The 25734-nt window shown below is 61.9% G+C and carries 25 protein-coding genes and 3 pseudogenes; 14 read left to right on the top strand and 14 right to left on the bottom strand.

Annotated elements, in window-relative coordinates; all coding sequences use genetic code 11:
- Positions 1–5: 5 nt before the first annotated feature.
- The 5 genes from DRB87_RS03835 to DRB87_RS03815 all read right to left on the bottom strand — a co-directional run bounded on the left by DRB87_RS03835 (position 6) and on the right by DRB87_RS03815 (position 3945).
- A complete protein-coding gene (locus tag DRB87_RS03835; RefSeq protein ID WP_130024933.1) occupies positions 6–527 on the bottom strand; it encodes a hypothetical protein in 522 nt (173 codons plus the stop codon).
- Complete coding sequence (locus DRB87_RS03830; protein ID WP_130024932.1) at positions 524–946, bottom strand: hypothetical protein; 423 nt, start codon at positions 944–946, stop codon at positions 524–526. Before DRB87_RS03830 ends, DRB87_RS03835 begins: the two co-directional genes overlap by 4 nt.
- A gap of 193 nt (positions 947–1139) precedes the next feature.
- On the bottom strand, positions 1140–1526 hold the full coding sequence (locus DRB87_RS03825; protein ID WP_130027709.1) for a RidA family protein: 387 nt from the start codon (positions 1524–1526) through the stop codon (positions 1140–1142).
- 45 nt (positions 1527–1571) lie between these two features.
- Positions 1572–3062, bottom strand: a complete 1491-nt coding sequence (locus DRB87_RS03820; protein WP_130024931.1) for an amidohydrolase family protein — start codon at positions 3060–3062, stop codon at positions 1572–1574.
- 1 nt (position 3063) lies between these two features.
- On the bottom strand, positions 3064–3945 hold the full coding sequence (locus DRB87_RS03815; protein ID WP_130024930.1) for a MurR/RpiR family transcriptional regulator: 882 nt from the start codon (positions 3943–3945) through the stop codon (positions 3064–3066).
- A 164-nt stretch (positions 3946–4109) separates the two neighbouring features.
- On the opposite strand from DRB87_RS03815, the gene DRB87_RS03810 reads away from it, so the two are divergent.
- Positions 4110–5381, top strand: a complete 1272-nt coding sequence (locus tag DRB87_RS03810; protein WP_130024929.1) for an amino acid deaminase — start codon at positions 4110–4112, stop codon at positions 5379–5381.
- A 190-nt stretch (positions 5382–5571) separates the two neighbouring features.
- Here the strand turns inward: DRB87_RS03810 and DRB87_RS03805 are convergent, their stop codons facing one another.
- The 4 genes from DRB87_RS03805 to DRB87_RS23390 all read right to left on the bottom strand — a co-directional run bounded on the left by DRB87_RS03805 (position 5572) and on the right by DRB87_RS23390 (position 8563).
- Positions 5572–6123 (bottom strand): MarR family winged helix-turn-helix transcriptional regulator, encoded by a 552-nt coding sequence (locus tag DRB87_RS03805; protein ID WP_130024928.1) that lies wholly within the window; start codon positions 6121–6123, stop codon positions 5572–5574.
- Between the two features lie 4 nt (positions 6124–6127).
- The gene (locus DRB87_RS03800; protein WP_130024927.1) at positions 6128–7723 is read right to left on the bottom strand and encodes an MDR family MFS transporter; all 1596 of its coding nucleotides are present in this window, start codon (positions 7721–7723) and stop codon (positions 6128–6130) included.
- 199 nt (positions 7724–7922) lie between these two features.
- Positions 7923–8267: a hypothetical protein gene (locus DRB87_RS23395; RefSeq protein ID WP_240756170.1), complete on the bottom strand. Its 345-nt coding sequence runs from the start codon at positions 8265–8267 to the stop codon at positions 7923–7925.
- Positions 8264–8563 carry an alpha/beta hydrolase gene (locus DRB87_RS23390; protein WP_240756169.1) on the bottom strand — a complete coding sequence of 100 codons (300 nt, stop codon included), beginning with the start codon at positions 8561–8563 and terminating at the stop codon, positions 8264–8266. Before DRB87_RS23390 ends, DRB87_RS23395 begins: the two co-directional genes overlap by 4 nt.
- A 340-nt stretch (positions 8564–8903) precedes the next feature.
- Here DRB87_RS23390 and DRB87_RS03790 point away from each other — a divergent pair, with 340 nt between their 5' ends.
- The 5 genes and pseudogenes from DRB87_RS03790 to DRB87_RS03770 all read left to right on the top strand — a co-directional run bounded on the left by DRB87_RS03790 (position 8904) and on the right by DRB87_RS03770 (position 13838).
- Positions 8904–9677: a helix-turn-helix domain-containing protein gene (locus DRB87_RS03790; RefSeq protein ID WP_017235545.1), complete on the top strand. Its 774-nt coding sequence runs from the start codon at positions 8904–8906 to the stop codon at positions 9675–9677.
- Between the two features lie 120 nt (positions 9678–9797).
- Positions 9798–10262, top strand: a complete 465-nt coding sequence (locus tag DRB87_RS03785) for a RidA family protein (RefSeq protein WP_130024926.1) — start codon at positions 9798–9800, stop codon at positions 10260–10262.
- Positions 10259–11650, top strand: a complete 1392-nt coding sequence (locus tag DRB87_RS03780) for an adenylosuccinate synthetase (protein WP_130024925.1) — start codon at positions 10259–10261, stop codon at positions 11648–11650. The genes DRB87_RS03785 and DRB87_RS03780 overlap by 4 nt, the downstream gene beginning before the upstream one ends.
- Positions 11640–12259: pseudogene (locus DRB87_RS03775) on the top strand (pyridoxamine 5'-phosphate oxidase family protein). Before DRB87_RS03780 ends, DRB87_RS03775 begins: the two are co-directional and overlap by 11 nt.
- 205 nt (positions 12260–12464) lie before the next feature.
- A complete protein-coding gene (locus DRB87_RS03770) occupies positions 12465–13838 on the top strand; it encodes an MFS transporter (RefSeq protein WP_130024924.1) in 1374 nt (457 codons plus the stop codon).
- A 166-nt stretch (positions 13839–14004) separates the two neighbouring features.
- Here DRB87_RS03770 and DRB87_RS03765 read toward each other — a convergent pair whose 3' ends face one another.
- Complete coding sequence (locus DRB87_RS03765; protein ID WP_130024923.1) at positions 14005–14574, bottom strand: YdeI family protein; 570 nt, start codon at positions 14572–14574, stop codon at positions 14005–14007.
- A gap of 439 nt (positions 14575–15013) precedes the next feature.
- A pseudogene (locus DRB87_RS03760) lies at positions 15014–15456 on the bottom strand (winged helix-turn-helix transcriptional regulator).
- Between the two features lie 88 nt (positions 15457–15544).
- Here DRB87_RS03760 and DRB87_RS03755 point away from each other — a divergent pair.
- The 5 genes from DRB87_RS03755 (at position 15545) to DRB87_RS03735 (ending at position 19934) form a co-directional block, all read left to right on the top strand.
- Positions 15545–16405 (top strand): oxidoreductase, encoded by an 861-nt coding sequence (locus tag DRB87_RS03755; RefSeq protein ID WP_130024922.1) that lies wholly within the window; start codon positions 15545–15547, stop codon positions 16403–16405.
- Positions 16406–16414: 9 nt separating this feature from the next.
- Positions 16415–16822: a hypothetical protein gene (locus DRB87_RS03750; RefSeq protein ID WP_130024921.1), complete on the top strand. Its 408-nt coding sequence runs from the start codon at positions 16415–16417 to the stop codon at positions 16820–16822.
- A 95-nt stretch (positions 16823–16917) separates the two neighbouring features.
- Positions 16918–17919 carry an NADP-dependent oxidoreductase gene (locus DRB87_RS03745; RefSeq protein ID WP_130024920.1) on the top strand — a complete coding sequence of 334 codons (1002 nt, stop codon included), beginning with the start codon at positions 16918–16920 and terminating at the stop codon, positions 17917–17919.
- Between the two features lie 393 nt (positions 17920–18312).
- Positions 18313–19236: a LysR family transcriptional regulator gene (locus DRB87_RS03740; protein ID WP_240756167.1), complete on the top strand. Its 924-nt coding sequence runs from the start codon at positions 18313–18315 to the stop codon at positions 19234–19236.
- A gap of 284 nt (positions 19237–19520) precedes the next feature.
- A complete protein-coding gene (locus tag DRB87_RS03735) occupies positions 19521–19934 on the top strand; it encodes a VOC family protein (protein ID WP_130024918.1) in 414 nt (137 codons plus the stop codon).
- Between the two features lie 285 nt (positions 19935–20219).
- Here the strand turns inward: DRB87_RS03735 and argC are convergent, their stop codons facing one another.
- Complete coding sequence (gene argC / locus DRB87_RS03730; RefSeq protein WP_130027708.1) at positions 20220–21149, bottom strand: N-acetyl-gamma-glutamyl-phosphate reductase; 930 nt, start codon at positions 21147–21149, stop codon at positions 20220–20222.
- Between the two features lie 136 nt (positions 21150–21285).
- Between argC and DRB87_RS03725 the strand changes: the two are divergent.
- A pseudogene (locus DRB87_RS03725) lies at positions 21286–22169 on the top strand (LysR family transcriptional regulator).
- A gap of 52 nt (positions 22170–22221) precedes the next feature.
- Positions 22222–22659, top strand: coding sequence for a GNAT family N-acetyltransferase (locus tag DRB87_RS03720; protein ID WP_130024917.1), 438 nt, complete (start codon positions 22222–22224; stop codon positions 22657–22659).
- Positions 22660–22818: 159 nt separating this feature from the next.
- Here DRB87_RS03720 and DRB87_RS03715 read toward each other — a convergent pair whose 3' ends face one another.
- Entirely contained in the window at positions 22819–23739 is a 921-nt protein-coding gene (locus DRB87_RS03715) for an alpha/beta fold hydrolase (protein WP_130024916.1), read from the bottom strand.
- Between the two features lie 104 nt (positions 23740–23843).
- Here DRB87_RS03715 and DRB87_RS03710 point away from each other — a divergent pair, with 104 nt between their 5' ends.
- Positions 23844–24212, top strand: a complete 369-nt coding sequence (locus tag DRB87_RS03710) for a MerR family transcriptional regulator (protein ID WP_130024915.1) — start codon at positions 23844–23846, stop codon at positions 24210–24212.
- A 504-nt stretch (positions 24213–24716) separates the two neighbouring features.
- On the opposite strand, the gene DRB87_RS03700 is transcribed toward DRB87_RS03710, so the two are convergent.
- Entirely contained in the window at positions 24717–25607 is an 891-nt protein-coding gene (locus DRB87_RS03700) for an alpha/beta fold hydrolase (protein ID WP_130024914.1), read from the bottom strand.
- Between the last annotated feature and the right edge of the window lie 127 nt (positions 25608–25734).

Below are 25734 nucleotides of genomic sequence, written 5' to 3'. Positions count from 1 at the left end.
GGGAGTCAGCGCATGAAGCTCACGCGGGCCATCATCCGACGGGCCGCGTTGCCCACGTTGGCATACTGGGGTCGACCGCCGCAGCGGTGCAGCGTTTCCTTCATGGCGCGATAGGCCGCGTCGAACTGGCGTAACTCGATCAGGCACTCGCCAACGCGATACATCGGGCCGGGCGACACCTCGTCCAACAACGCTGCCGCCATGAACAGCGACAGCGCCGCCTTGGGTTCACCAAGCCGCTGGACCGAGAGCGCCAGCGCCACCGCATAGTCGGCTTCGAGCGGGCATGCCGACAACAGCGGCGCGAAGCACTCGATCGCCTGCGCGTAGTCGCCACGCTCGTAAGCCCCATAGCCGCAGCGATACGCGGCATCGCACTGCGTCGCGTCCCACGCGCCGGGACTCGGCATGCCCATCGCCGCCTGCTGCTTTTGCGCGTCGCGCACCACCGCCAGCGCCTCGTCGATCTCCTTGGCGATATGCTGCGACGATGGTCGGTTGCCCTGGGGAATCTCGAACGTGCTCACGCGAGGCGTCCTCCCATGGTCGACTCGAATCGCGCCTGTTCGCTCAGCTCCAACCGCTCTTCCCGAGCGTCACGATGCTTCGCCGCGGCATAGCACACCTGACCGATACCATACGTCACCAGCATGCCCGCCAGGGCGCCCACCGTTCCACCGAAGCCATATCCGAGCTGTCCGACCCCGGTATCGCGAGAGGCGCTACCGACCGGCTTACTGGCCTCGACGCAGACGTAGACGGCGGCCGCGAGTCCCGCCAATCCGAAGACGAGCGTTGCCAGCCCCGCGAGGCCACTGGTACATCCTGCCGTGTTGACGTGGCTCGCGCTTTGAGACCGCGAACGCACCTCATCTGGCGTTGGCGGAAAGTCGATCGCGGCCTGCAGCACATCGACCGCGTCGACGTCCGGCCGCGGTGCTTGCATCGTCGGCGCGCTTCCGGAAATTGGTCCTAATGTCACAGTCCACCTCCTCTTGGGTTAGGAGATTGAAGACTGCGCGCACTCGACGCCGCCCGCCATCGAAGTCAAACCGTAAACTTTGTGAAACGGGTACCGAAGTGTCCGTCAATGCATGGCCCGCATGTCGCGGCCCGTCGGTCCGTCGATCCTTCGTTGCTTACGCGGCAGACTTCTTGTACGCCACGCAGTCCACTTCCACCTTGCAGTCGATCACCATGCTCGACACCACGCAGGCACGCGCGGGCGGATGATCGCCGAAGTACTCCTTGAACACCTTGTTGAACGACGCGAAGTCACGCGGATCGTCGAGCCACACGCCAATGCGCATGACATGCTCGGTGCCGTAACCGGCTTCGGTGAGAATCGCCAACATGTTCCGGATGGCCTGATGCGACTGGGCAACGATGCCGCCATCGATCACTTCGCCGTCTTTCATCGGCGTCTGGCCCGAGACGAACAGGAAGCCGTCGGCTTCGGTCGCGCGTGCGAACGGCATGCGCTGCCCGCCTGTGCCCTGCCCGCCTTCCACGCCATATCGTTTGATACTCATCATTGCTCCTTTCGACAAAACGGTTTCACTTTCACTTGTTCAAAGCACCGGCTGCGGCGTGCCGCGACGCACAAAGCGTCCGGCTCGTGCATTCTGCGTAGGCGCGCGATCCTGCCACGCCAGCACGCCGTTGACCCATACCGACGCAATGCCGTACGCAGGCTGCATGGGATCGGTGAAGGTCGCGGCATCGGCCACGGTGGCCGGATCGAACAGCACCAGATCGGCCCAATAGCCTTCGCGCACCAGCCCCCGGTCCGTCAGACCGAAGCGCTCGGCGGAGAGGCCCGTCATCTTGTGGACGGCCTCGGCCAGCGGGAACAGTTGCTGCTCGCGGCTGTAGCGACCGAGCACGCGCGGGAAGGCGCCCCACAGACGCGGATGCGGCAACGGATCGTTCGGCAGCCCGTCCGAGCCCACCACGGTCGCCGGATGCTGCAGAATGCGTCGCACGTCGTCCTCTTCCATGCAGTGATACACCGCGCCCGCCGGTTGCAGACGCCGCGCCGCCTCCCACAGATCGACGCCCCAGTCGGCCGCGATCGTCGCGAGCAACTTGCCGCCCTGATCCGGATGCGGTTGCGACCACGTCACCAGAATGTCGAAGTCGTCCGTCACCTGCTTGAGGTCGAGCGTCGACGAACTGGCCGTGTACGGATAGCAGTCGCAGCCGACCGGCTGGAAGCGCCGCGCTTGATCGAGCGCGTCGAGAATCTCCTGGCTGCGTCCCCAGTTATCGACGCCCGCGCACTTCAGGTGCGAGACGACGACCGGCACGCGGGCGTGACGGCCGATGCGGAAGGCTTCATCAAGCGCTTCGAGAATTTCGGCGAACTCCGTGCGCAGGTGCGTTGCGTAGAGACCGCCCGCCGCGGCGAGCGGCTCGGCGAGCGCGAGCACTTCCTCCGTCGGGGCAGCGTTTGCGTTCGCGTAGGCCAGCCCCGTCGACAACCCCAATGCGCCATGCTCGAGCGCTTCGCGCAGTTGCGCGCGCATGCCTTCGATTTCGGCCTCGGTCGCGGGCCGGTCGAACCGGTCCATATGGTTGCTGCGCAGCGCCGTGTGTCCTATCAGCGCCGCCACGTTGATCGCGGGCTGCGCGGCTTCGAGCGCTTCGACATAGGCGGCGAACGTCGGATACTGGAACGCGTCGGCGTCGCCCAGCAGGTTCATCGGATCAGGCGGATCGCCCTTGAGCGTGACCGGCGCCGCACTGATGCCGCAGTTGCCGACCACGACCGTCGTCACGCCCTGCGAGAGCTTCGGCGTCATGTCCGGCGTGCGCACGACATTGGTGTCGTCATGCGTATGCACGTCGATGAAGCCCGGGCTCAACACCTGGCCGTCGCCACGAATCTGTTGCGCCGCGTGCCAGCCCGCAAGTGCGCCGGCGGGGGCGATCGTATGGATGCGGCCGTCGCGCAGCGCGACGTCAAAGCGCGCGTCGGTCATGGGCGCGCCGGAGCCGTCCGCCAGACGCACGTTGGTGATGAGGGTGTCGACCGTTCGGTTCGCGAGGCAGTCAGTCATGTCAGTCTCCCAGGGGCTGGCGATCACCGCCGCCCCGATGCGTATCGAGTACGTATTTGATCCGCCGCAGCAGCGCTTGGCTCTGCGGCTTGGCGAGCAACGCCAGTTCCGTGGCCAGCACGTCCATCGCCAGCAGCATCGCGTAGCGCGACGACGACGGCTTGAAAATGAAATCCGTTTCCAGGGCACGGATCGGCAGCACCTCGTCGGCCAACGCCGCGAGCGGCGAGCCGGTCGCCGTGATCGCCACCACCTGGGCGCCGTACTCGCGGGCGATCTCGCAGGCCGAGACCAGCTCAGGCGTGTGGCCGCTCACGGAGAAGGCGAGTACCACGTCGTCGCGCCCGAGCGTGCTGGCGACCATGCGGGCGAGCACGGCGTCCTGATAGCTCGCGACCGGGCGTCCCAGCCGCACAAGCCGGTAACGCGCCTCATCGGCCATGAGCGACGAGCCGCCGCCCATTCCGAACGCGTACACCATGCGCGCCGACAACAGCCGGGCCGCCGCGCGACGCGCGGTGTCCGGCTTGATGAGGCTGCGATGCAACTGCAACGTGGTCTGGATATCGTCGGCAATGCGGTCGATGGTTTCCGTCGAGCCGTCGGGCCCGCTCGCCGCGTTCGCGCCGAAAAAACGCTGTCCGACGACGGCCGCTTGCGCCAGACGCAGCTTGAGATCGCGTACGTCGCGGCAGCCCATCGCCTTGGCGAAACGCGTCACGCTCGCCTCGCTCACGCCCGCGCGCTCGGCCAGCACGTTGATCGACACCGCTGCCGCGCCCGCAACATCGTCCAGCACCACCTGCGCGACCTTGCGCTCCGCCTGGCTCAGCGCGTCGGCGCGCTCGGCAACGCGCGTCACGATATCGAAGGTTTCGGGCATCTCTCGGGTCCATGCGGCCCCCACGACTCTATGCCGGGGTGCCTTGCTGATAGGTTGGCAACTTTTTTGGTACTTTATAACAAAATTGTCAAACACAGGGAATTAAAAGCTATTATAGGAGGCATCCAGCGGCCCTACCCGCATCGTCACGGAGATGATTCTCAATGAATGATACAAACTATCAGCACGGCATGATCGATACTCTCAACAAGGGTCTGGGGGCGATGGAAGTCCCGCTCGCCCCGTCCGCGACGGCCGGACTGGGATGGAATTTGCTGGACGAAGACCTGAGCCTGCCGACGGCAGTGCTCTATGAGGACAAGATCCGTCACAACCTCGCGTGGATGCAGCGTTTCGTGCATGAGTACGGCGTGAAGCTCGCCCCGCATGGCAAGACGACGATGGCACCCAAGCTGTTCCGCCGTCAGCTCGAGGGTGGCGCGTGGGGTATCACGCTCGCCACGGCGCAGCAGACCCACGCCGCCTATCATCACGGCGTGCGACGCGTGCTCATGGCGAACCAACTCGTCGGCAAGCGCAACATGGGGCTGATCGCCGATTTGCTGACGGATCCCGATTTCGAATTCTTCTGCCTGGTGGACTCCGCCGCCGCGGTGGAGCATCTGGGCAAGTTCTTCCGTGCGCGCGGTCAGTCGATCCAGGTGCTCATCGAACTGGGCGTGACGGGCGGCCGCACCGGGGTGCGCGACGCCGCGCAGCAGCAGGCCGTGCTCGACGCTCTGGCGCGGTATCACGACGCGGTCAAGCTCGCGGGTGTGGAAGTCTACGAGGGGGTGCTGAGCACCGAAGCGGACATTCGTGCGTTCCTGCAACGCGCGGTGAGCATCACGCGCGAACTGGTGGCGGCGGGTCGTATCGAGCGCACGCCGGCGGTACTCTCGGGTGCAGGTTCGGCGTGGTACGACGTCGTCGCGGACGAGTTCGCGCACAAGGACGTGGGCGCGCCGCTCGACGTCGTGTTACGCCCGGGCTGCTATCTCACGCACGACGTCGGCATCTACAAGGCCGCGCAGGCACAAATCGCCACGCGCAATCCCATCGCGAAGCAGATGCGCTCGCAACTGCAACCGGCGCTGCAACTCTGGGCGTATGTGCAATCGATTCCCGAGCCGGAGCGCGCGATCATCGCGCTAGGCAAGCGCGACGCGGCATTCGATGCCGGCATGCCGGAACCGGCGCTGCAGTTCCGTCCGGGCGAGAGCAAGACGCCGACGGCGACGCCGGCGCACTGGGAAGTCACGGGCATGATGGATCAGCACGCGTATCTGCGCATCGCTCCGGGCGACGACATCCGCGTGGGCGACATGATCGCGTTCGACATCTCGCATCCGTGCCTCACGTTCGACAAATGGCGTCATTTGCCGGTGATCGACAGCGATTACAACGTCGTCGACATCGTCCAGACGTTCTTCTGATCGCGCATCGACAACGCAACGCGTGTCGCTTGAGCCGCTGTTGCGCGCGCTACAACGACAACGCCGCCCGATGTGAACTGCCCCGCGAGGTTGGACGCGAATCCAACCGTTGGGATGCTGCTCACGATGGGCGGCTTCTTTACGTCCGACACGGTCGCGATGTGCGCAATGGCGCGTCGCGACGAGGCGCCTACCCCCGACTGCGCGACGCGCGTTTGCCGGGTGACGTGGCTAACGCCGGCGCCGGCGTCTTGACGTGCGCGGGTCGCGCCGCCTCGCCACTCGACTTGGCGTCCGTATCGGTCGCTTTCGCTCGCGACGCCACCGACTTGAACTGCGCTTCCAGATGGCCGAGCGCGCTTTCCAGCGTTGCGATCTCGGCGGGCGTCATGCCTTCGAGCGCGTCGTCGAAGAACGCCTGGCGGCGCGGCGTCGCCTCGTCGTACACGGCCGTGCCTGCGGCGGTGAGCGTGACGTTCGTGAGGCGGTTGTCATGCGGATCGGTTGCGCGAGACAGCCAGCCGAGCGCTTCCATCGCCTTCAACTGACGCGTGAGCGACGCCGGATCGAGACGGCAATGCTCCGCGAGAAACTTCTGAGAACAGGTACCACGCTCGGCCAGCGCGAGAATGATTCGCCAGCGCGGCAGCGGGTGTCCGACCTGAGCGTCGAAGGCGGCCATCATGGCGCGATAGGTCAGGCTAAGTTGCTGGATGACATTGCGTTTCTGTAGTGTGGGCATCGCATCACTCCCCGACGGGCGGCTGCGGCTTTGCGCCGCGCGTCAGACGAATGAGCGGCACACGCTTGACGAACCACAGACCGGCGAGCGCGGCCGCGAGCGACATCATTTGCCCGTTGTGGATGGCGGCAACGAGCGACGTGCGAGCCGATTCGATGAAGAGCGCGCCGTTCTGCCCCAGGGGTGCGAGCGCGCTCAGGAAATCGCTTTGCGATTGCGCATTGACGAGGATCTGCGGATCGGCGAGTTGCGGCACCCAATGCGTGCCACCGTTGGCGGCGAGGGCATCCGTCACGCGACCGGTGTAGCTGTGGTTCACGAGCGTACCGACGATGGCCGTGCCGAGCATCCCCCCGATCATGCGCAGCGATTGCATGAGCGCGGTGGCGATGCCCAGGTGCGCGGGCCCGGCAACTTCCTGGGCGAAGACGGTGAGGTTCGGCATGACGAAACCGAGGCCCAGTCCGGCGAACAGCATGTAAGTGGCGATCAGGGCATGCGGCGTGCCGCGATGCGTGGTGATCACGCCGGCGCAGGCGAGCGCGAGCAGAAAGAAGCCGCCGTAAAGCATCACGTTCGGATTCGGCAGACGGGTGATGAGGCGGCCGTTCACGATGCTGCCGACGGTGATACACACGACCATCGGCGTGATCAGCAGACCGGTTTCGCGCGGCGAGAGGCCGAAGCCGCCCTGGAGCAGCAACGGTGCGTAGAACAGCACCCCGAACATGGTGAAGCCGGCGAAGGCCGACAGCACGAAGAGCGGCGCGAGTTTCTTGTCGCGGAACATTTCGAACGGCACGATCGGATGCGACGTGCGTCGCTCCCACCAGTAAAGCGCATACGACGAGATCGCCAACAAGACGAGCAGCATGAGCACGCCGCGCGAGAGGCCATCGGCGGGCAGCCATTCGACGAGCATTTGCAGGCTACCGAGCGTGGCGGTGATCAGGACGGCGCCAAGCCAGTCGAGGCTCGCCTTGCCGTGCCCGCCGGCGCGCATGTGCGGCAGGTGACGGCCGACAAACCACAGCCCGAGCAGTCCCACCGGCAGGTTGACGTAGAACACCGAGCGCCAGCCGTAGGCTTCGGTGAGGAAACCGCCGAGCGAGGGCCCGATGGCGTTGGCGATCCCGAAGGCGGAGCTGAGCATGACTTGCCAGCGCAGGCGCACGTGGGGATCGGGGAACAGCTCGGGGATGCAGGCGAACGCGGTGCCGACGAGCATGCCGCCGCCGATACCTTGCAGAGCGCGCGCGATGACGAGGAACAACATGCTGTTCGAGGCGCCGCACAGGACCGATGCGGCGGTGAAGATGATGATGGCCGCAACGACGAAGGGCTTGCGTCCGTAGAAGTCGCCGAGGCGTCCGAAGATCGGCACGGTGATGACGGAGGTCAGGAGATACGAGGTTGCGACCCAGGCGTAGTACTCGAAACCCTTGAGTTCCGAGACGATGGTCGGCAGCGCGGTACCGACCACTGTCTGGTCGAGCGCCACCATCATCGTACAGAAGCACAGGCCAAGCATCGCCACGATCGATTGCCGGAACGGCAATACCTGCCCCGCCGAATGCGGGGTATTGGGACTGGGAGCCATTTTTTGACGGATCAATGTTTGATCAGTCAAAGATTTTAACACGTTGGAGGGGTGATGGGTTCGCTTAAGGCGACCGGTGACAATCGCGCCCGGCGCAATAGGGTGCCAGGAGCGACCATTCGCCAGCGGCGGTAACCGACCACAGTCCGTCGATCACGAGGGATCGCGAAGTATGGCCGGACATGCAATTATCGGGCAATTATCGGGCGTTGATCATCGTGAGAATCGCGCGCGAAAGATCGCTCCCCGCTTCGCCCACTCGGTCAACGGCATCGAAATGATGGCCGTCACGCTGGCGCACGATCCGTACGTCCAGACCGTGGTCGCTCAGTATCGTCTGGTACTGTGCCTGAAGTCGATGAAATTCATCCGACTCGTCTCCGCCCACACTGAGAATGCAGGTCAGCGGTACTTTAGGGAGATGATGGATCGGGCTATAGGCGGCCACATCATCTTCATCGAGCTGAACGGCCTTGTTCAGGTAGCACAGGCGTATCGGCTCAAGGTCGTAAAGACCGCTGATCGCACACGCCCCCTTGATCAAATCGGGGGGGCATCGTACGACACCCAGTCAGTGCCTGCCAACGCCGCCGTCAAATGGCCGCCCGCCGAGCTACCGCAAACATAAATTGCGTCGCGATCGATGCCAAGGCTCGCGGCATTTCGGTATAGGTGCAGCACTGCCCGACGATTGTCGTCGACGATATCTCCCATCCGCACATCCGGCGCCAAGCGATAGTTCACGACAACAAAGTTGATGTCGTTGGCCTGATATAGACCGGCCAGCGCGCTGAAATCGGATTTATCCAGCGATTGCCAGTAGCCGCCATGAATGAACACGAGCGTTGGCCGGCCTTGCCTCAGCGCTGGAAACAGATCGTAGGTCTGCTTTGCCTCGCTGCCGTACGCGACATCCCCCTGAAAGTCTTGGCGCGACGGAAGGCCTCGCCAGTGCGGGCCCAACGAGAAAAAATTTCGAGATGATCGGGAATGCCTGCGCGAACGTTGTACTGACGATCCAACGCCTCTTGATCAAATGAACGGTAAACCGGCATGCTAGCCTCACTTATCGGAATGGAAGTCGATCTCGCGCCGCATCGTTACGGCGCAAATTCCGAATCTAAGAGACACACGACGCCGCGGCGCGCGGACAAGTGTCAAGCTATGACGAGGTTACGCCATGTTCGGAAAAAGTGAGGATCGAGACGATTACCAGCGGATCGCGCGGCCGGTGGGTGGCATGGCTCGCGACCTGCCGGATCGCTTCTTCATCGATTATCACGAGCACATCCGTGGACAGCTGATCTATGCAAGCACGGGTGCCATTGTCGTCACCACCGCGAAAGGCAACTGGGTCGTGCCGTCGCTTCGCGCTGTCTGGGTACCGCCGAGCGTCAGACACTGCATGCAGGCGGTCGGCGCCATCGAAATGCGCACGCTTTATTTCGATGCCGACCGCGCCCCGCTTCGCTCAAGCGATTGCTGCGTGGTGTCGGTGTCGCCGCTGCTGCGCGAACTCATCGACGCCGTCACCCGGATGCCTGTCGACTATGCGCCCAATAGCCGGGATGCGGCCGTCGTAGATCTGCTGTTTCATGAGATTCGACCGCTGAGCACCGAGCCGCTGCACCTTCCCATGCCGTCGGATGAGCGCATCGCCCGCATTTGCCGGTGGATTCTTTCGAATCCCTCGGAAGAGACATCCGTCGCGGCGTGGAGCAGAGTCGTGGGCGCCAGCGAGCGCACCATCATCCGACTGTTTCCGGAACAGACCGGCATGACCTTTACGCGCTGGCGGCAACAAGCCCGATTGCTCGTGGCCGTGCAGATGCTCAGCGCGCAACATTCCGTGACGGACATTGCCTCGTCGCTCGGCTATGACAGTACAAGCGCTTTCAGCGCGATGTTCCGCAAGGCGCTCGGTTGCACGCCGACGGAATTTTTCAAGCCCTGAGTCGCCTGATGTCGATTGGCGCAATCGCGATATACGTCTGCGTCGCCGCTACATTTTCCACCTGCCGGATCATCCAGAATTGACAGGCAGCCGCAGCCGCGGCGCCATTCTGGAGATCTCATGAACATCTACGACCGCATCACCGCAGCGGGGCTGGCATTGCCGAGCCTTACGGTGGCATCTGCGCCTTTCAAGCCCTTCAAACTGCACGGCAACACACTCATCGTCTCCGGGCAATTGCCGGTGCGAAATGGCGTGCCCGTTTGGGTGGGCAAAGTGCCGTCCGACGTTTCGACCGATGACGCACGAAGTGCAGCGAGGCTTTGCGTGATGAATCTTCTTGGTTGGGCTCACGTTGCCACCGACGGACGCCTCGATCACATCGAGAGCGTGCTGCGGGTAGGCGGATTCGTCGCGACATCCGAAGGATTTGCCGACGCGCCGTTTATCGTGAACGCGGCATCAGAACTATTGACGCAGCTCTTCGGCGAGGCGGGAGCGCATGCTCGTATCGCCATCGGTGTGGCAAGTCTGCCGTTCAATGCGCCCGTCGAGGTGGAAGCCACGTTCGTCCTCGCCTCATGAGCGCCGGCTCGGGATATGCCGATGTTCTTGTCGGCCTGCAATACGGCGATGAGGGAAAAGCCAAGATCGTCGACATGCTTGCGGCCGATTACGACATCGTCGCCCGCTTCAATGGTGGTGCGAACGCGGGCCACACGGTGCAGACTCCACGCGCAAGCGCTCGACTCGCCCAGGTGCCTTCAGGCGTATTTCATTCGGGAAAGCTGCTCTACATCGGCTCCGGATGCGTGGTCAATCTGACGAAACTTTCCGACGAGATCACCACGCTCCGAAACGCCGGCTGTCGGTTGGCAACGCGGCTGTACTTGAGTGAACATTGCACGGTCATTCAGCCCGTGCATCTCGATCTCGATGCCGGACACGGGGCTGGCATTGGCACGACTGGCAACGGCATTGGTCCATGCTATGCAGACTTGTCGCTCCGTTGGCGGCGCGGCATACGCACCGTGGTACAGATTCGCGATCTGGTCGCCGACGAAGCGGGCGCGTTCGAGCAGATGGCGCGTTACGCGGCTTTACACAACAACTCTTCGGAAGCCCTAGCCGCGACAACCGCCGCAATCACAGGCATGCGCGCGGCATGGCGAGGCCTACAGAGCACCATCGTCGTAGCGGACTCGCGATGGCTTACGCGCAGGGTCAAGGGCGGGGCCCGCGTTCTGTTCGAAGGTGCCCAGTCCGTAATGCTCGACGTCACCGGCGGACAACAGCCTTATGTCACTGCCAGTCATACGGCGCCGGCATTTGCCTTCGTCGGTGGCGATCTTCCCAGTCAATATCACCGCAAGACGATCGGTGTCGCGAAGGCCATTGCTTCGCGCGTCGGCGCGGGGCCGTTTCGCTCCGAATTCGGAGGAGACCAGTCAGCCCGCTATTGCGCAGACGCCGAGCTGCGCGGTATTGGTTGGCGTGAGGAACAAAACCGATTCAACGCTCACGAAATGCTGGGGTCGGAGGATGAGTTCGCGGTCGGCGTCGCCCTTCGCCTGTTGACGGGAGAATACGGCACTGGCAGCGGACGGCCGCGCCGTCTTGGGCGACTCGACCTTGCCGAGCTGGCCGCGGTCATCGAGCGCCATGGCGTGGACGAACTATATCTGAACAAGTGCGACTGCCTGTCACTGTTCTCAAAGACACGCGACGGTCGGATTCCCGTTCTGGTCGACGAGGCACGGGAAGGTCGGTGGGTTCCGACAATCCGCCACTTCCCCGCATTCGACGCCCTCCCGGATACCCCGCTTGCCTTCTCTTTGCTTCCCTCGTCATTGCAACAATTTGTCCTGACGGTCCAGGAGATGACGGCATGTCGCGTCGCGGGCATCGGGGTGGGGCCCGGGCGAGAACAACAACTCATCATTTCAACAGGAGATATGGATTATGACGCCTGAATATCTGGATAACGCAATGCGCCGAACGGATCTGACGTGGACCGATTGGCCTGCCATCGAAGCGTTTTTGCGCGACGAGCTGATCTGTCGTGTGGCTGTGAACGACAAGCCGTTTCCCTACGTGGTGCCACAGAGCTTTACGTTTACAGGCGACGCCTTCCTGATTCACTGCTCGCGATTCGGAAAATTTTCCCAACTGATCCAAGAAGATCCGCACATTGTTATGGTGATCGATCGCCCCGTCGCATTGCTCAAAGCGCCCAAAGGGCAGAACACCAGTCTTGAGTACTACAGCGTCATCGCGCGATGCAAAGCTTTCGCCCGCATGGAAACACAGGACGTGATTGCGCATCAGCACCAGGCATTGGGGAAATTTCGCCCGGAAAACGACTACACCGCCATCGAACCGGGGGCCGCGAATCAGATCGTGGCCATTCGATGTCTGATCGAGAGCCTGAGCGCGAAGAAGCGCATTCTCGCAGACGGCCAGTATTCGCCGCCGGGCCAGCCTCAAGCACCTTACGTTCGCTATCCGTTCGAGCGGGGGCGTGCGTATCGGGCCTCCCGGAAGGAGCCTTCGATCCTCATCGTTTCAGTCGCACGAAATAATCGCGTTGGGCAGTTTGGGCACGCGCGCCGTCGCTTGCGTTGCAGCGTTCCGCGTGATCCCGCAGCGTCATCTTGGCGTAACTCCGATTGCATACGACATTTTCCCGCGCGCCTCACTAGTTTTGGCGGCCCACATTGACGAATGTCGGTACCGATCTCCGGTACTGACATATTCCACGGGATCGGCAAAAACGGAGGAGGTTGAATGAAAATGCAATCGATTGAAGTCGGTCGTGTAACGGCTGCCCAACGCCTGGAGCGACTGCCCGTCTGTGGGTATCACCGATGGCTGTTTCTCGTCATAGCGCTAGCGTTCTTCTTCGACAATATCGATCTGGCCACCATGACGTTCGTTCTCGGATCGATCAAGGCGGACTTCGCCCTTACCAATGTGCAGGCGGGGATGATCGGTAGCGCGAGCTTCGTCGGCATGGCGATCGGCGCAATCTGCTCGGGCATTGCTGCCGACCGCTTCGGACGAAAGCCGGTGTTTCAGATCAGCATGGTGGTCTGGGGACTGGGCAGCGTGCTCTGTGCCGTCGCATCGGGGCCGGTCGAGTTGAGTGCGTACCGGTTGCTGCTCGGGATCGGCATGGGAATGGAGTTACCCCTCGCGCAAACCCTGCTGTCGGAATTCATTCCCACAGACAAGCGAGGCAAGTATCTGGCGTTGATGGACGGTAATTGGCCTATCGCTTTTATCAGTGCCGGACTGCTTTCCTACTACGTTCTATCGCACCACGGTTGGCGCGTCTTGTTCGCCCTGGAGGCCGTGCCCGCGCTGTTCCTGTTCGTCATTCGCCGCTATGTACCGGAGTCACCTCGTTGGCTGGAATCGCAGGGACGGTATGCCGAGGCTGATGCGGTTGTAGCACGCGTGGAGCAGTCGGTCATGCGCCGACTTCACCTGAATGTCCTGCCCCACGTTCCACCGATCGCCGCGGAGAGTCTGCTCGAGGAGCGCGGCATGCGAGTTATATGGTCGGCGAACTACCGCGTTCGCGCGCTGGTCGTCGGTACGCTCTGGTTCTTCGCGCTTCTCGGATTCTACGGTTTGAATACGTGGCTTGGCGCGCTGCAGCAGGCGAGCGGGGTCGCAGTCACGCAGTCCGTTCTGTTCACGGTCTGTATCTCGCTCGGCGGCATTCCCGGCTTCCTTGTCGCTGCGTGGTCGGTAGAACGTCTTGGGCGAAAGTTGACGTGCGTCGGCACCCTTGTTGGCGGCGCGTTCGCCACCTATGTTTTCGGCCAGGTGTTGCAGACAGGGGCCGACCAGTGGTCGAGTTATGTGGCGGGGGCGAGCATGCAATTCTTCGCATTTGGTATGTGGGCGGTCCTCTACGCCTATACACCGGAATTGTTTCCTTCGCGGGCGCGCGCCACGGGGTGCGGATACGCCTCGTTCTGCGGTCGAATCGGCGCGTTGTTGGGCCCGACGCTCGTGGGGGTGATCGTCACCTGGTCAACGAGTGACGCCGTATTTCTGTTCGGGGCGGTTTGTTTCGGCATTGCCGCCGCGTGCGTTTGGTTCTTCGGCGTTGAAACGAAGGGCATTCAACTGGAGACGATCTCGACCTGAACTGCTCGCTCGCGCGTGGTTGCGGAGCGTAACGCTTCGCCCCATCTCCGCACGACCAAATAGCAGCGTCGGGGCCTCGACGCACGGCACGTGGCGCGCGCAGCGGGTTGCCCACCCTGCGCGCGGCAACGTCCGGTGACTTTGTTTGGATGTTGTACTGCCCGACTTAGGGATGAATGGTTTCACCGCGATTCAGCATGCCGATGAACTCCTCGATCCTGCGCGCCCGCGTCGCGGGCGTTTTGGCGTTCTGTAGCCGAAACAGGATCGCGTAGCGGTTTCGGCCGCTCAGTGTTGCAAAGAACTCGCTGGCCTTGGGATTGGCATCCAGTGCGACCTGCAGGTCGTCCGGCACGGCCGAGTTACTGGGCGAGGCATAGGCAGCCTCCCAGCGGCCGTCCGCTTTGGCTCTCTCGATTTCCCGCAAGCCGGAAGGCAGCATTCTGCCTGCGGCGATCAGCGTTTCGGCCCGCTGTTTGTTGAGCCTGGACCAGATACTTTTTGCGGAACGTCGCGTGAAGCGTTGCAACCAGTATTCATCACATTCAGTCTTTTTCTGACCGTCGATCCAGCCATGACAAAGGGCACTTTCCAGCGCCTGCTCATACGTCAATGTCTGCTGCCCGGCGCCCTTCCTGGCAAGACGTAACCATATCCCGGTCGACGTACCGCCGTTCTGAGTCAACCAGTTTTCCCATTCGTGCTGGTCAAGGAATGTGAAACGAGGTTCAGTCATGGAGAGATCCGGATGATTGCATTCACGCAGCGAGGATCCTTGATTCGCCGAAGCCTCACAGACTAACGATTTTTACGGATTTTGGAATACCCGATTCAGCGACAATCCAGCGTGGACTTGCCCGAGGGAAGAGGGAGGTCTTCCTGACTTAACATCCCGTTGATCGGGCATCCCGCCAATATCCGCCGTTGCCATCGGTTTCGGGAGAACCGGCGGGGGCGGCTAGCGCTATCACCATCGGGCAGGTATCGGCCAATTTCGGCCATTCGATCGCGCGTGCATCCAGACATCAGCATGCCTGCTTAGGCTGAGTTAGCGGACTGTCACGAACTATTCCGCCCAATAGATTTTTCAGCGGGATCCATCAGAAATCGAAGCGTCAAGGCGTTCGGTTTACTTACGTAACGACGCGACGCGACGCGGCACAATCATCGTAGCGTCAATCTTTGCCCGGGTCGACAACGCGTATCGGACGAGTCCCGATCTTTGCTCCCGTAACCTCGTCGACCGCCACCGCCCTGATCTCAGTTCCCGTTTCTGCATCGAGGAAGCGAACCAGCTTGCCGTCGCCACGGTATTGCCGCCCCATGCACCGATCATGAAGAGCACCGGCAGGAAGTCTCGCCCGGCGGCCGTCAGAAGGTACTCCTCGCGCGGCGGGTGCTCAGAGTAGCGGCGTTTTTCAAGTAGTCCCTCCTCTGTCAGCGTTGCCAGTCGTCGGGTCAGCATCGTCGGTGCAATACCCAAACTTTTGCGGAACTGGTCAAAGCGCGTGAGACCAGCATGGGCGTCGCGCAGGATAAGGATGCTCCACGCGTCGCCCGCGACACCCAGGCTGCGTGCGATCGGACACGGTTCATCGCAATGATTCTTGTCGCCCATACTATTTTGATAGTGACATATTCTCGATTTGCCAGTATAGTCGATTTCAATTTGATAGTTACCGCAATCCTCTTACAGGGAGCTTCGAATGGTCGACAGAAGGAATTTGGGTGTGGCCCTTGTCACGGGGGCATCTTCAGGCATCGGGCAAGCCACCGCACAGCGGCTCGCCGACGCAGGTTATACGGTCTTCGGCACCAGCCGACGGGCAGCCCTCACCGGCCAGCGATCCTTCGAGATGCTGACTCTCGACGTCACCAGCGATGAATCCGTCGCCGCCGTGGTCAACGAAGTCATACGACAGGCGGGACGTATCGACGTGCTGGTGAATAACGCCGGCTTTGGCGTCGCTCCCGCCGGCGCCGAAGAAAGCTCGATCGAGCAGGCCCGGTCGATCTTCGACACGAACTTCTTTGGAGTCGTCCGGATGACTCGCGCCGTCATACCCCACATGAGACAGCAGCGCAGTGGTCGCATCGTCAACATCGGCTCGGTGCTGGGTTTCGTGCCGATGCCCTTCGGAGCGCTCTATGCCGCAACGAAGCATGCAATTGAAGGGTATTCCGAATCGCTCGACCATGAACTTCGCGCTTGGGGCATCCGTGTGTCGGTCATCGAGCCGGCTTACACGAAGACGCCGTTCGACGCGAATTTTCTGGAGCCCGATGCGAAGCTCGATGCATACCGCGAGGCTCGTACGGTCGTCAGCAACCGTGTCAATGAGGTAATGGCAACGGCCACGGAGCCCCGCGTCGTGGCCGACGTCGTGCTGAGGGCGGCAGTTGCGGCTCGTCCGAAACTCCGGTACCCCGCCGGCGCGCTCGCGAGTCGTCTGCAATGGCTGCGCAGATTCGCGCCGGCGGCCATGGTGGATGCCGCGCTTCGGAAGGACTTGCGGCTCGACACGATACCGGCGTCACGGTCTGGCAGTTCGGGGGCGCAAAAATAGAAGATCCCCATGAACGTCAACTTCCGCCATTTTGCCATCCTGTCTGCACTTGCCTTCTTCGCTTTGGGACTCGCCTGGATGCTTGCACCGAGTTTCTTTCCGTCAACACGGGGTGTCGAGTTCTCATATCCGGTCGGACTGGCCGGTCCGCGCGGAGCTGCTTTATATATCGGCATCGGGGTTATGTTCTTCTCGGCGAGGAACACCGAACCATCGTCCGCGCGTGCCGCTGTCGTTAAGGGCTTTATTGTTGCTTGCTTAACGCTTGCGAGCCTTGGGGTCTTCGAACTCATCACCGGCCATGCCCGGTCAGGCATCCGGGCGGCCGTCCTGATAGAGGCTGCGCTTGCTCTCGCATTCGCGTGCGCTGCCCGCATCGGCGATGCGAGCCACGAAACAGGAACATTGAGTTCGTAGTTGCGGAACAAGCGACCGGGTGCAGGCTCAGGTCTCGATCACCCCGGAGAAATGAACGCGTGGGCCAAGAAATCACATCTGGGAAACAAAACACTATGAAAGCATTTATTCTCGAACGCTATGGACGCAAGGATGGCGTGCGGATTGGCGAAATGCCGGAACCGGAAGTACACGACGATGACGTGTTGATCCAGGTCCACGCCGCAGGTGTGAACCCGCTCGACTCCAAAATCCGCGACGGCGAATTCAAGCTCGTTTTGCCCTATCGCTTGCCGCTCATTCTGGGCAACGAGGTGGCAGGGGTGGTCGTCCGGGTTGGATCGCGCGTGCAGCGATTCAAGGCCGGTGACGAAGTCTATGCGCGGCCCGATAAAGACCGGATCGGCGCGTTTGCTGAGCTGATTGCAGTGAACGAAGCGGACCTCTCGCTTAAACCGAAGACGCTCACCATGGAAGAAGCCGCCTCCATTCCGCTGGTTGGTCTGACTGCCTGGCAGGCGTTGATCGAAAAAGCGCACCTCGCAAAAGGACAGAAGGTTCTCATCCACGCGGGCTCCGGTGGTGTCGGGACGTTTGCGATCCAGTTGGCGAAGCATGTCGGCGCGTTTGTCGCGACGACAACAAGCACGGCGAACGTGGACTGGGTCAAGCGCCTCGGTGCAGACGTCGTCATCGATTACAGGAAGGACGATTTCGAGAATATTCTTGCCGACTACGACGTGGCCATAAATAGTCTCGACGCAGAGACCCTCAGCAAATCCCTGCGCGTGCTCAAACCCGGTGGACAGCTCATCTCGATCTCTGGGCCACCGGACCCGGATTTTGCAAAGGAGCTTGGCTTGCCCCGGTTCTTGGGACTGGTGATGCGTCTGCTGAGTTATCGGATCAGGAAGGCAGCAAACCGTCGCAAGGTTAGCTATTCGTTTCTGTTCATGAGGGCAAGTGGAGACCAATTGCGCCAGATCACAGCCCTCGTCGATTCCGGTGTCATACGCCCGGTTGTGGATCGAATCTTCCCCTTCGAATCGACCAGAGAGGCGATGGACTACGTCGATACCGGGCGAGCCAAAGGCAAAGTCGTTGTCAAGATGAGGTGATTGGTGTGCCCGCCAAACGGGCGGCCATTCCGGGGAAGCAACGGTGGCCTGCCACTCTTGTTCGAATTTCCCGGACGGCCGGCCGTTATACCCTGAGCGCCGCCGACCGCGCAGCGGAGGTTCGAACGGCGGATGTGGGTCGCGAGCGACCAGTAGACTGACGACCGTAACCGGCCGGAAGGGGGCCATTCGCAACAGCCACTCGATAGCGGTCCCCCGTAGCAGAAATTGCTCCACAATCGGAAGAAGGGAAGATCACGACCTTCCCAGCCGCCCGTCAGGACAGTAGCATCTGCTTTTCCCGCAATCTCGCGGCCCCGCGCCTTCGCCTCCTAGTCGCCTCCTATGCCAGATCCCCGAGCGGCCTCCGCCATCTACAGAGAATCCGCCCCCATGCTGCAGAGCAGCGGTGCACATCTCGACGACTTGCTGCTCTTCACCCACGTGGTCGATGCCGGCGGATTCAGCGCCGCCGAGCGGCAGACCGGCATCGCCAAGTCGCGGCTGTCCCGCCGGGTGGCGACACTCGAGCGCGCGCTCGGCGTGCGACTGCTGCACCGGTCGGGACAAGTTTTCGGCCTCACGCCGGTTGGCGAGGCGGTGCTCGCGCACGCGCGGCAGGCGGCCGCGCACGTTGACAAGATCGGCGCCCTCACGCGCAGCGCCGTGGCGGAGCCATCGGGCGTGATCCACCTCCATACCTCCATGCTGATCGCCGAGACCACGCTTGCGCCGATCCTGGCCGAGTTTGCGCGCGCGCACCCGGGCGTGCAGGTGCAGTTGACGCTCTCGAATCGCTTTGTCGACCTGGCCGAGGAGCGACTGGACCTGGTCATCCGCGCGGCCGTTGTGCCCCTCGCCTCGGAGGACGTGATCGCCATGCCGGTGGCGACGTCGGCGTCGATCGTCGTGGCCCATCCGTCGTTGCTGGAAGCCGACGGTCCGCCCGCGCGCCTCGACGAGTTGTGTGGCTACCCCTGTCTCGCGCAGGGCACGCTGGCAAATCCGCGGCCGTGGCAGTTTGTCGACGCAGACGACAAGCCGATCGACATCCCTGTCAAGCCGGGCATCGCCGTGGATAACCTGCTGGTCATCCGCGAACTCGCGCTGCGCGGCGCCGGCATGGCACAGTTGCCGGCCTATCTTTGCCAGGACGCCATCGACGACGGCACACTGGTGCCCGTGCTGCAAGCTGTGCGCTCGCGCCCGGCCACGCTGTATGCCATGTACCCGAGCCGGCGCGGCATGACGTCCGCCGTGCGTGTGTTCCTCGAACTGGTGCGCGCAAGGTGGCCGTCCGATCCGGCCGCCGCCTGATCCCTTGCGTCCGGCGGGACCGTTCCAGTTCCGCAACGCCTCGTTGCAAACCGCGGGCTTCCCGCCACGGGGGCGAGCCGATAAGGTTCTCCGCATCGACGAGGCCCGTGCGGCAGTGACGTGCAATGGAAGTACGGCGCGCTGATCTGGTAGCGGCGTAGGCCGAACGCGGTCTCGTCGAACACATCGGTTCACCGTTAGTCAGTAAGATGTCATGGCAATCTCTTCATGGTTCACATCAACAACCAACGTTCATATATCGCTCAAATACAGGAAGCCAGATCATGAACAAGCAGATTTTCATCAACCTGCCCGTGACAGACCTGCCGCGATCCAAGGCCTTCTACGAAGCCATTGGCGCGATCAACAACCCCGCGTTCACTGATGAAACCGCGGCATGCATGGTGATCTCCGAGACGATCTACGCCATGCTGCTTACCCACGACAAATGGCGCCAGTTTACGGGGAAGCGAATCGTCGACGCGCACGCGGAGGCACAGGTACTCCTGTGTTTGTCAGCGGGTGGACGGGAAGAGGTGTCTGAACTCGTGCAGAAGGCCACCGACGCTGGCGGCAAGGCGGACCCCACGCCTATCCAGGATTTCGGCTTCATGTACGGACGCAGCTTCGAGGATCCGGACGGCCATATCTGGGAGGTGATGTGGATGGACCCGGAATCCATTCCGCCCCACGGTTAAGGGGCTGAGCGATATGCGGGAGCGAATCGCCTTTGCACCAGCGCTCCCGCATCAGGGCCTTCTGCGTTTCCTTAGCGTAGGTCCACTGTCACTGCTTCACGGCAACACCCCCGCTGCTCAGGCAGCTCTAGTGTGTTGCATCGACCGGTTAATCCACAGTCGCAAGCAGACGGTTGTGATCGGTCGCAATCGACCGGGACGATACGTTCGGCGGCCACAAACAGATGCGCCAACCGTCGTTGGCACATCCGTTGGTGGCCGAACGTCATCCCGAGCCAGCCATACCTATTGCGCCGCGAGCATCAGGTTCAGGTTCTGAACCGCGGCGCCAGATGCGCCTTTGCCAAGATTATCGAAAACGGCTGCCAGCAAGACTTGTCCGTCGTCCTCGTTATGAAACACGCTCAAGTGCATGTCGTTCGTACCGTTCAGCACTTGTGGATCCAGGTGTTCCACGGCGTTCGATTCGTGCAGCGGCAAGACCCGCACGTGAATCGCCTCAGCGTAGTGGCGTGCAAGGCAGGTGTGTAGCGCCGCACCGTCCACGCCGGGCGCCAGCAACCGCACCGCCAGGGGCACCGTCAGCACGATGCCCTGACGGAACGCTCCGTATGCCGGGACGAAAATGGGACGCTGCGCAAGCCCCGCGTGCCGCTGGATTTCCGGCGCGTGTTTGTGCGCGAGTTTCAGGCCATAGACCTGGTACGACGGCGCGTTAGCGGCGCCCTCCCCCTCATATTCCTCCACGCCCGCCCGTCCGCGCCCCGAGTAGCCGGATACCGCGTAAATGCTGATCGGGTAATCGCGCGGAATGAGCCCGGCCTGCACCAACGGCCCCAGCAAGCCAAGCGCACCAGTCGGATAGCAACCGGGGTTAGTGACGCGGCGCGCGTCGGCAATTCGTTCGGCCTGCCCCGGTGCCATCTCCGGGAATCCGTAAACCCAGTCCGGCTGTGTGCGGTGCGCGGAGCTTGCGTCGATGACTCGAACCGCAGGATTGACAATCGCGGCCACTGCCTCGCGTGCCGCGGCATCAGGCAAGCAGAGGATCGCGATGTCGCAGGCGTTGATGAATTCCGCGCGACGCCGCAAATCCTTGCGCTGCGCGGCATCAAGCGTCATCAGTCTGATGTCGGTCCGGTTACGAAGCCGTTCCTGGATTAGCAACCCGGTGGTGCCTTGATCGCCGTCGATGAATACAACGGGAGAGCTCATACGTGAAATACTCCGTTGACTTTGATTGGTAAGAAGCAAAAGCGAGCACGAGTCCCTATATTCCGTGGACAGATAGAATAGGGAAAGTTGAATTTCACAACGTGATCATTCAGTTTTTCTGACTTTGGACGCCGACATGCGAGAAATCAGCCTGGACCGCTTGCGCACCCTCGTGGCCATCGCAGACCGCGGCTCATTTGCCGAGGCGGCACGTGCTTTGCATTTGGCACCGCCAACGGTCAGCCTCCACATCGCGGAACTGGAAGACCGCATTGGGGCGCCACTGCTGTCGCGAAGGCGCGGACATGTCAGGCCGTCGGCGATAGGCGAGGTGCTGGTGGAGCGCGCACGTCGATTGCTGGCCGATGCGGAGCAGGCGTTAGCGGATATTCAACGCCAGGTGCAAGGACTCGAGGGGCGCGCGCGAATCGGCGCTTCGACGGGCGCGATCGCACACCTGCTGCCGCAAGCGCTTGAGGTGCTGCGCCAGCACCATCCCGCCATCGACATTCAGGTTGCAGTGCTCACGTCGCGGGAAACGTTGTCCGGACTGGTGGATGGAACGCTGGACGTTGGGCTCGTTGCACTGCCTCAGCCGCCCGAGGCTGGACTCGTGATCACGCCCTGGAGGCGCGACCCCGTGATGGCTTTTGTGCCGGCGCATTGGCGGTGCCCAGCCCGCGTCACGCCCGCATGGCTCGCTGGCCAACCGCTCATTCTCAACGACGCGACAACGCGCCTTTCACAACTCACCGCGGAGTGGTTCGCGACCGGGGGCATCAACCGATGCCGCGCATCGAGCTTAACTACAATGACGCGATCAAGAGTCTGGTCGCGGCAGGATACGGCGCCGCGCTGTTACCCCATGAGGCGACTGCGCCATTACCCGACAAGCGCGTTGTCATGCGCCCATTGCGGCCGGCGTTGTGGCGTCGGCTCGGCATTGCCCATCGCGCGGGGCACATCGAGCGCTCCACGCAACACGTACTTGATGTGTTGCGCGATCTGCGATTGGCATAGGCGTTGCTCTGCATGCGCCTCACATCGACACCCCATTGACGAGGCATGACGGATGAATGTGACATTCGAAAGCACAACGCACAGCAACGTCGAATCGCTGGTTCAAATGCGCATCGATGCGATGAAAGAGAGCTTGGAGCGCATCGGACGCTTCGATCCGCAACGAGCGCGGGATCGCTTCGTTTCATCCTTCGACCCCGCGTTGTGCAAGTTCATCGTGGTCGATGGCGTCACAGTCGGGTTCATGCAAACGCGGCTGACTGACGACCATCTGGTGCTTGAACATCTGTACGTCATTCCAGAACACCAGGGAAAGGGCATGGGGTCGGCCGTCATTGCCGAGCTCCTGCGCGCTGCCGACGCGCAATCGATGGCGGTCGCCGTGGGCGCACTCCGCGATAGCGACTCGAACCGCTTCTATCAACGGCACGGATTCGCGAAGACGACGGAAACGGAGTGGGATATCTACTACGTTCGCAAACCGCAATGACGAGCGTTACCGGCCATAAACGGACTTCGGCAAAGCACGGAAAGTCTGGCCATTCTCCTCGGACGTTGCGACGCTCAATCCACGCCAGGCTGCGTGGGAAGATTGAAATGATCGACTCCGGACACACCAGGCCGGCTTTGCGGGCCGGCCAGGTGCGAGTTAGTGGGCCTTCAAGAATGCGGCAATCAGTTCGGTAATCTCTTGCGGCGCATCCTCGAAGCTGTAATGGCCGACTCCGGCGAGTCGGTGAACCGGCGCCATGGGAAAGATCTCGCTGAACAGCGGAAGAAAGTGTTCAGCTGCCAGCGTCCGATCGGCCTCGCCCCAGATGGCAAGCGCTGGCTTTGAACGGATCGCGTCGAGTGCTGGCGCGTCTGGCACTTCGAAACGATGTGCCCCGATCGCGAAGCCCTTTGCCCAGCCAATCGCGCCGGCACTGTCGGTCGGCAGAGCAAAGCGCGAGCCGTAGGCGCGCAGCCACGTATCGTCAATACGCGCGTGGTTTTCGAAGCCGTTAAGCTTCAAGACACTCAGGATGTTGAAGCTGAGTTCGTCCAGCACGGGTTCGAGACGGCCTTGCGAATCGGCGCGGAGAATCCACTGGAACCATGGCGAGACTGCGGCATTCGCATTCAGTCGGTCGAATAACGTGCTTTGACCAAACGGCGTCGGGCCGTTCGTGCTGACGACTCGGCGAATGCGGCCCGGATGCCGCGCGGCGAGTCCCATGCCAACGGGGCCGCCGAAGTCGTGCATGACGAGAGTGATGTCGTCTAAATCCAGCGCAAGCACGAGCTTTTCAAGGTTGTCGATATGATCCTGTAGCCAGTACGTGCGATGTTCCGGCGTCTCGCTCTTGCCGAATCCCATGTGGTCGGGCGCGATCACACGGTAGTCGCCCGCGAGCGCCTTGATCAGATCACGAAACAGGTAGCCCCACGTCGGCTCCCCGTGAATGCACAGGACGACCGCGCCGTCGGCAGGCCCCTCGTCAACGTAATGCATGCGAAAGCCGGCAACATCGCTGAAGCGTGGCGAAAACGGAAACGTTCCGTCAAACGTGTCATTGGATGGTGTCATATTGGGGGTCTCTTGACGAACGGACCGGCGGGAAATCCGCGCGGTCGAAAGAGGTTAAACTTTGACATCGCTGTCAAGGTCAAGCGTGTCTTTCGGGGGATGTCATGCGTATCGGAGAACTGGCTCGCCGCACCGGCGTCAGTGAGCGGATGCTGCGGTATTACGAGAACGAAGGCCTCCTCAATCCGAAGAGGACCGATTCGGGCTACCGCGATTACGGTCCCGACGAAGTAGACGCCGCGCAGCGCATCCGCATGCTCACCGCGGCAGGTTTGAAGATCAGCAGTATCCGGCTGTTGCTGCCTTGTGTACTCGGTGCGAAGCCGGTGTTTCATCCATGCGCAGAGGCGCGCGCGTTGCTGCGCGGTGAAGTCGAAAAGTTAGACGTTCGGCTGCGCGAACTCAGTGAAACGCGAGAAGTCGTTGCGAAACTGCTCAATGCGGTCGATACCAACGAGATATTGGCGCTCTAACAGTTGCGTTGGTTTGAGCATTGATGCACCGCCGCTGGGCGAGGCCGATCAAGTTGACCTGTTTCGATCGAGGGTGGGAGCAAATGCTTCGGATCACCGTCCAGAAAATGTCTCCACGAATGACCGTAATCGAGCGTGGTAAAGACGCTCACCACCCGGACAAAGCAAATGGAGTTCAAGGAAGGCGGCTATTGGCACTACGCCATGACGACTCCTGACGGCCACCCTCGAACGACTCGACGAGTTGCTGCTCACCATCCTACCGCCAGACGAGCGTGCATAAGGACTACCGAGGGCCCCTGGCCAACAGCGGAAAATATCCATCACTCTCCGCGCTTGGCCACACGGCGAGAGGGCGATCAACGCCCCCATCGCAGACCATCGGCACATGGGCGAGCCGTGGACTCGACTGGTGTCTTGGCCAACGGTGAGGCAGAACGGCGCCCGTCGCGCAGGCGGAGAACACACAGATTCGCGTGCGACGAACGGCAGATCATCCGTCATTCAGACTGAACCGAAAAACCTCGCCAAGGCGTGCGCTACGGCTTCAGGCTGTTCCTCGGGCTGAAAGTGTCCGCAATTCAAGATGGTCTCCCCGCTCACCTCATCTGCGAATGGGCGGAGTGCAGCCGACATATCCGGGATCGACCCCTGGTCTGCACTGAGGCCGAGTACCGGCATCTTGAGCTTCCGGTCGTGCGACAGCGCACGGTTCTGTTCGACCGAAAGCGCCGCGGCGCGATAGAATGCGAGCCCCGCGCGCATTCCGCCAGGCGCGCAGTAGGTCCTCAGATACTCGGCAATTTCGTCTTCGCCGTAACATGCCGGATTGGCCGCCTTGCTCCAGAAGAACCATTCGAGATAGGCTCGTTCCCGCCCGACAAGAAGAATCTCCGGAAGATCCGGGACGGCGTGAAAGGAGAAATGCCAAGTCTTCCACGACAGCTTGGAAGACGACGGCAGCATGTCCGGCAGGGTGATGCCTGGGATGCCCGCATCCATCAGCGCCAGCGCCTCGACTTCTTCGCCGAATAGGTGCGCGTACGGAAACGCAACCCATGCGCCGACGTCATGAGCGGCGATGCTGTATCGCTTGATGCCGAGATGATTCACAAGGTCGTGCACGCGTTGTGCGACGGTTTTCGTGTCATAGCCGTCGAGCGGTCGATCACTATCGCCTTGGCCCGGCAAATCGATGGCGACGACACGAAAGTCATTGCCAAGCAACGGCATGACCTTACGCCACGCGTACCAACTTTCGGGAAAGCCGGCGATGAGGACGACGGTACGTTCTGCCTTCGCGCCACCCTCGACATAGTGGAACCGCAGACCATTCACGGTGGCAAATCGATGTTCAAAACCGGCGGGAGCGGCCGGCAGTACGCCATGTGTCATGACGGAATCCTTTTCGAATAGCGCAGCGCGACGGTCATCGCTGTCAGTGCGATCACGCCGCATACGCTGCCGGTGTATGAACAGATGGAAAGGTCGGTGCTGCCTTCGCTACGCGGTAAGCCGCGAC

Origin of the sequence: Pandoraea sp. XY-2 (genome assembly GCF_004193915.1) — a bacterium.
Taxonomy (GTDB): domain Bacteria; phylum Pseudomonadota; class Gammaproteobacteria; order Burkholderiales; family Burkholderiaceae; genus Pandoraea; species Pandoraea cepalis.
Note: the sequence above shows the minus strand (reverse complement) of the source record. Positions and strands in the feature narration are given on the sequence as shown.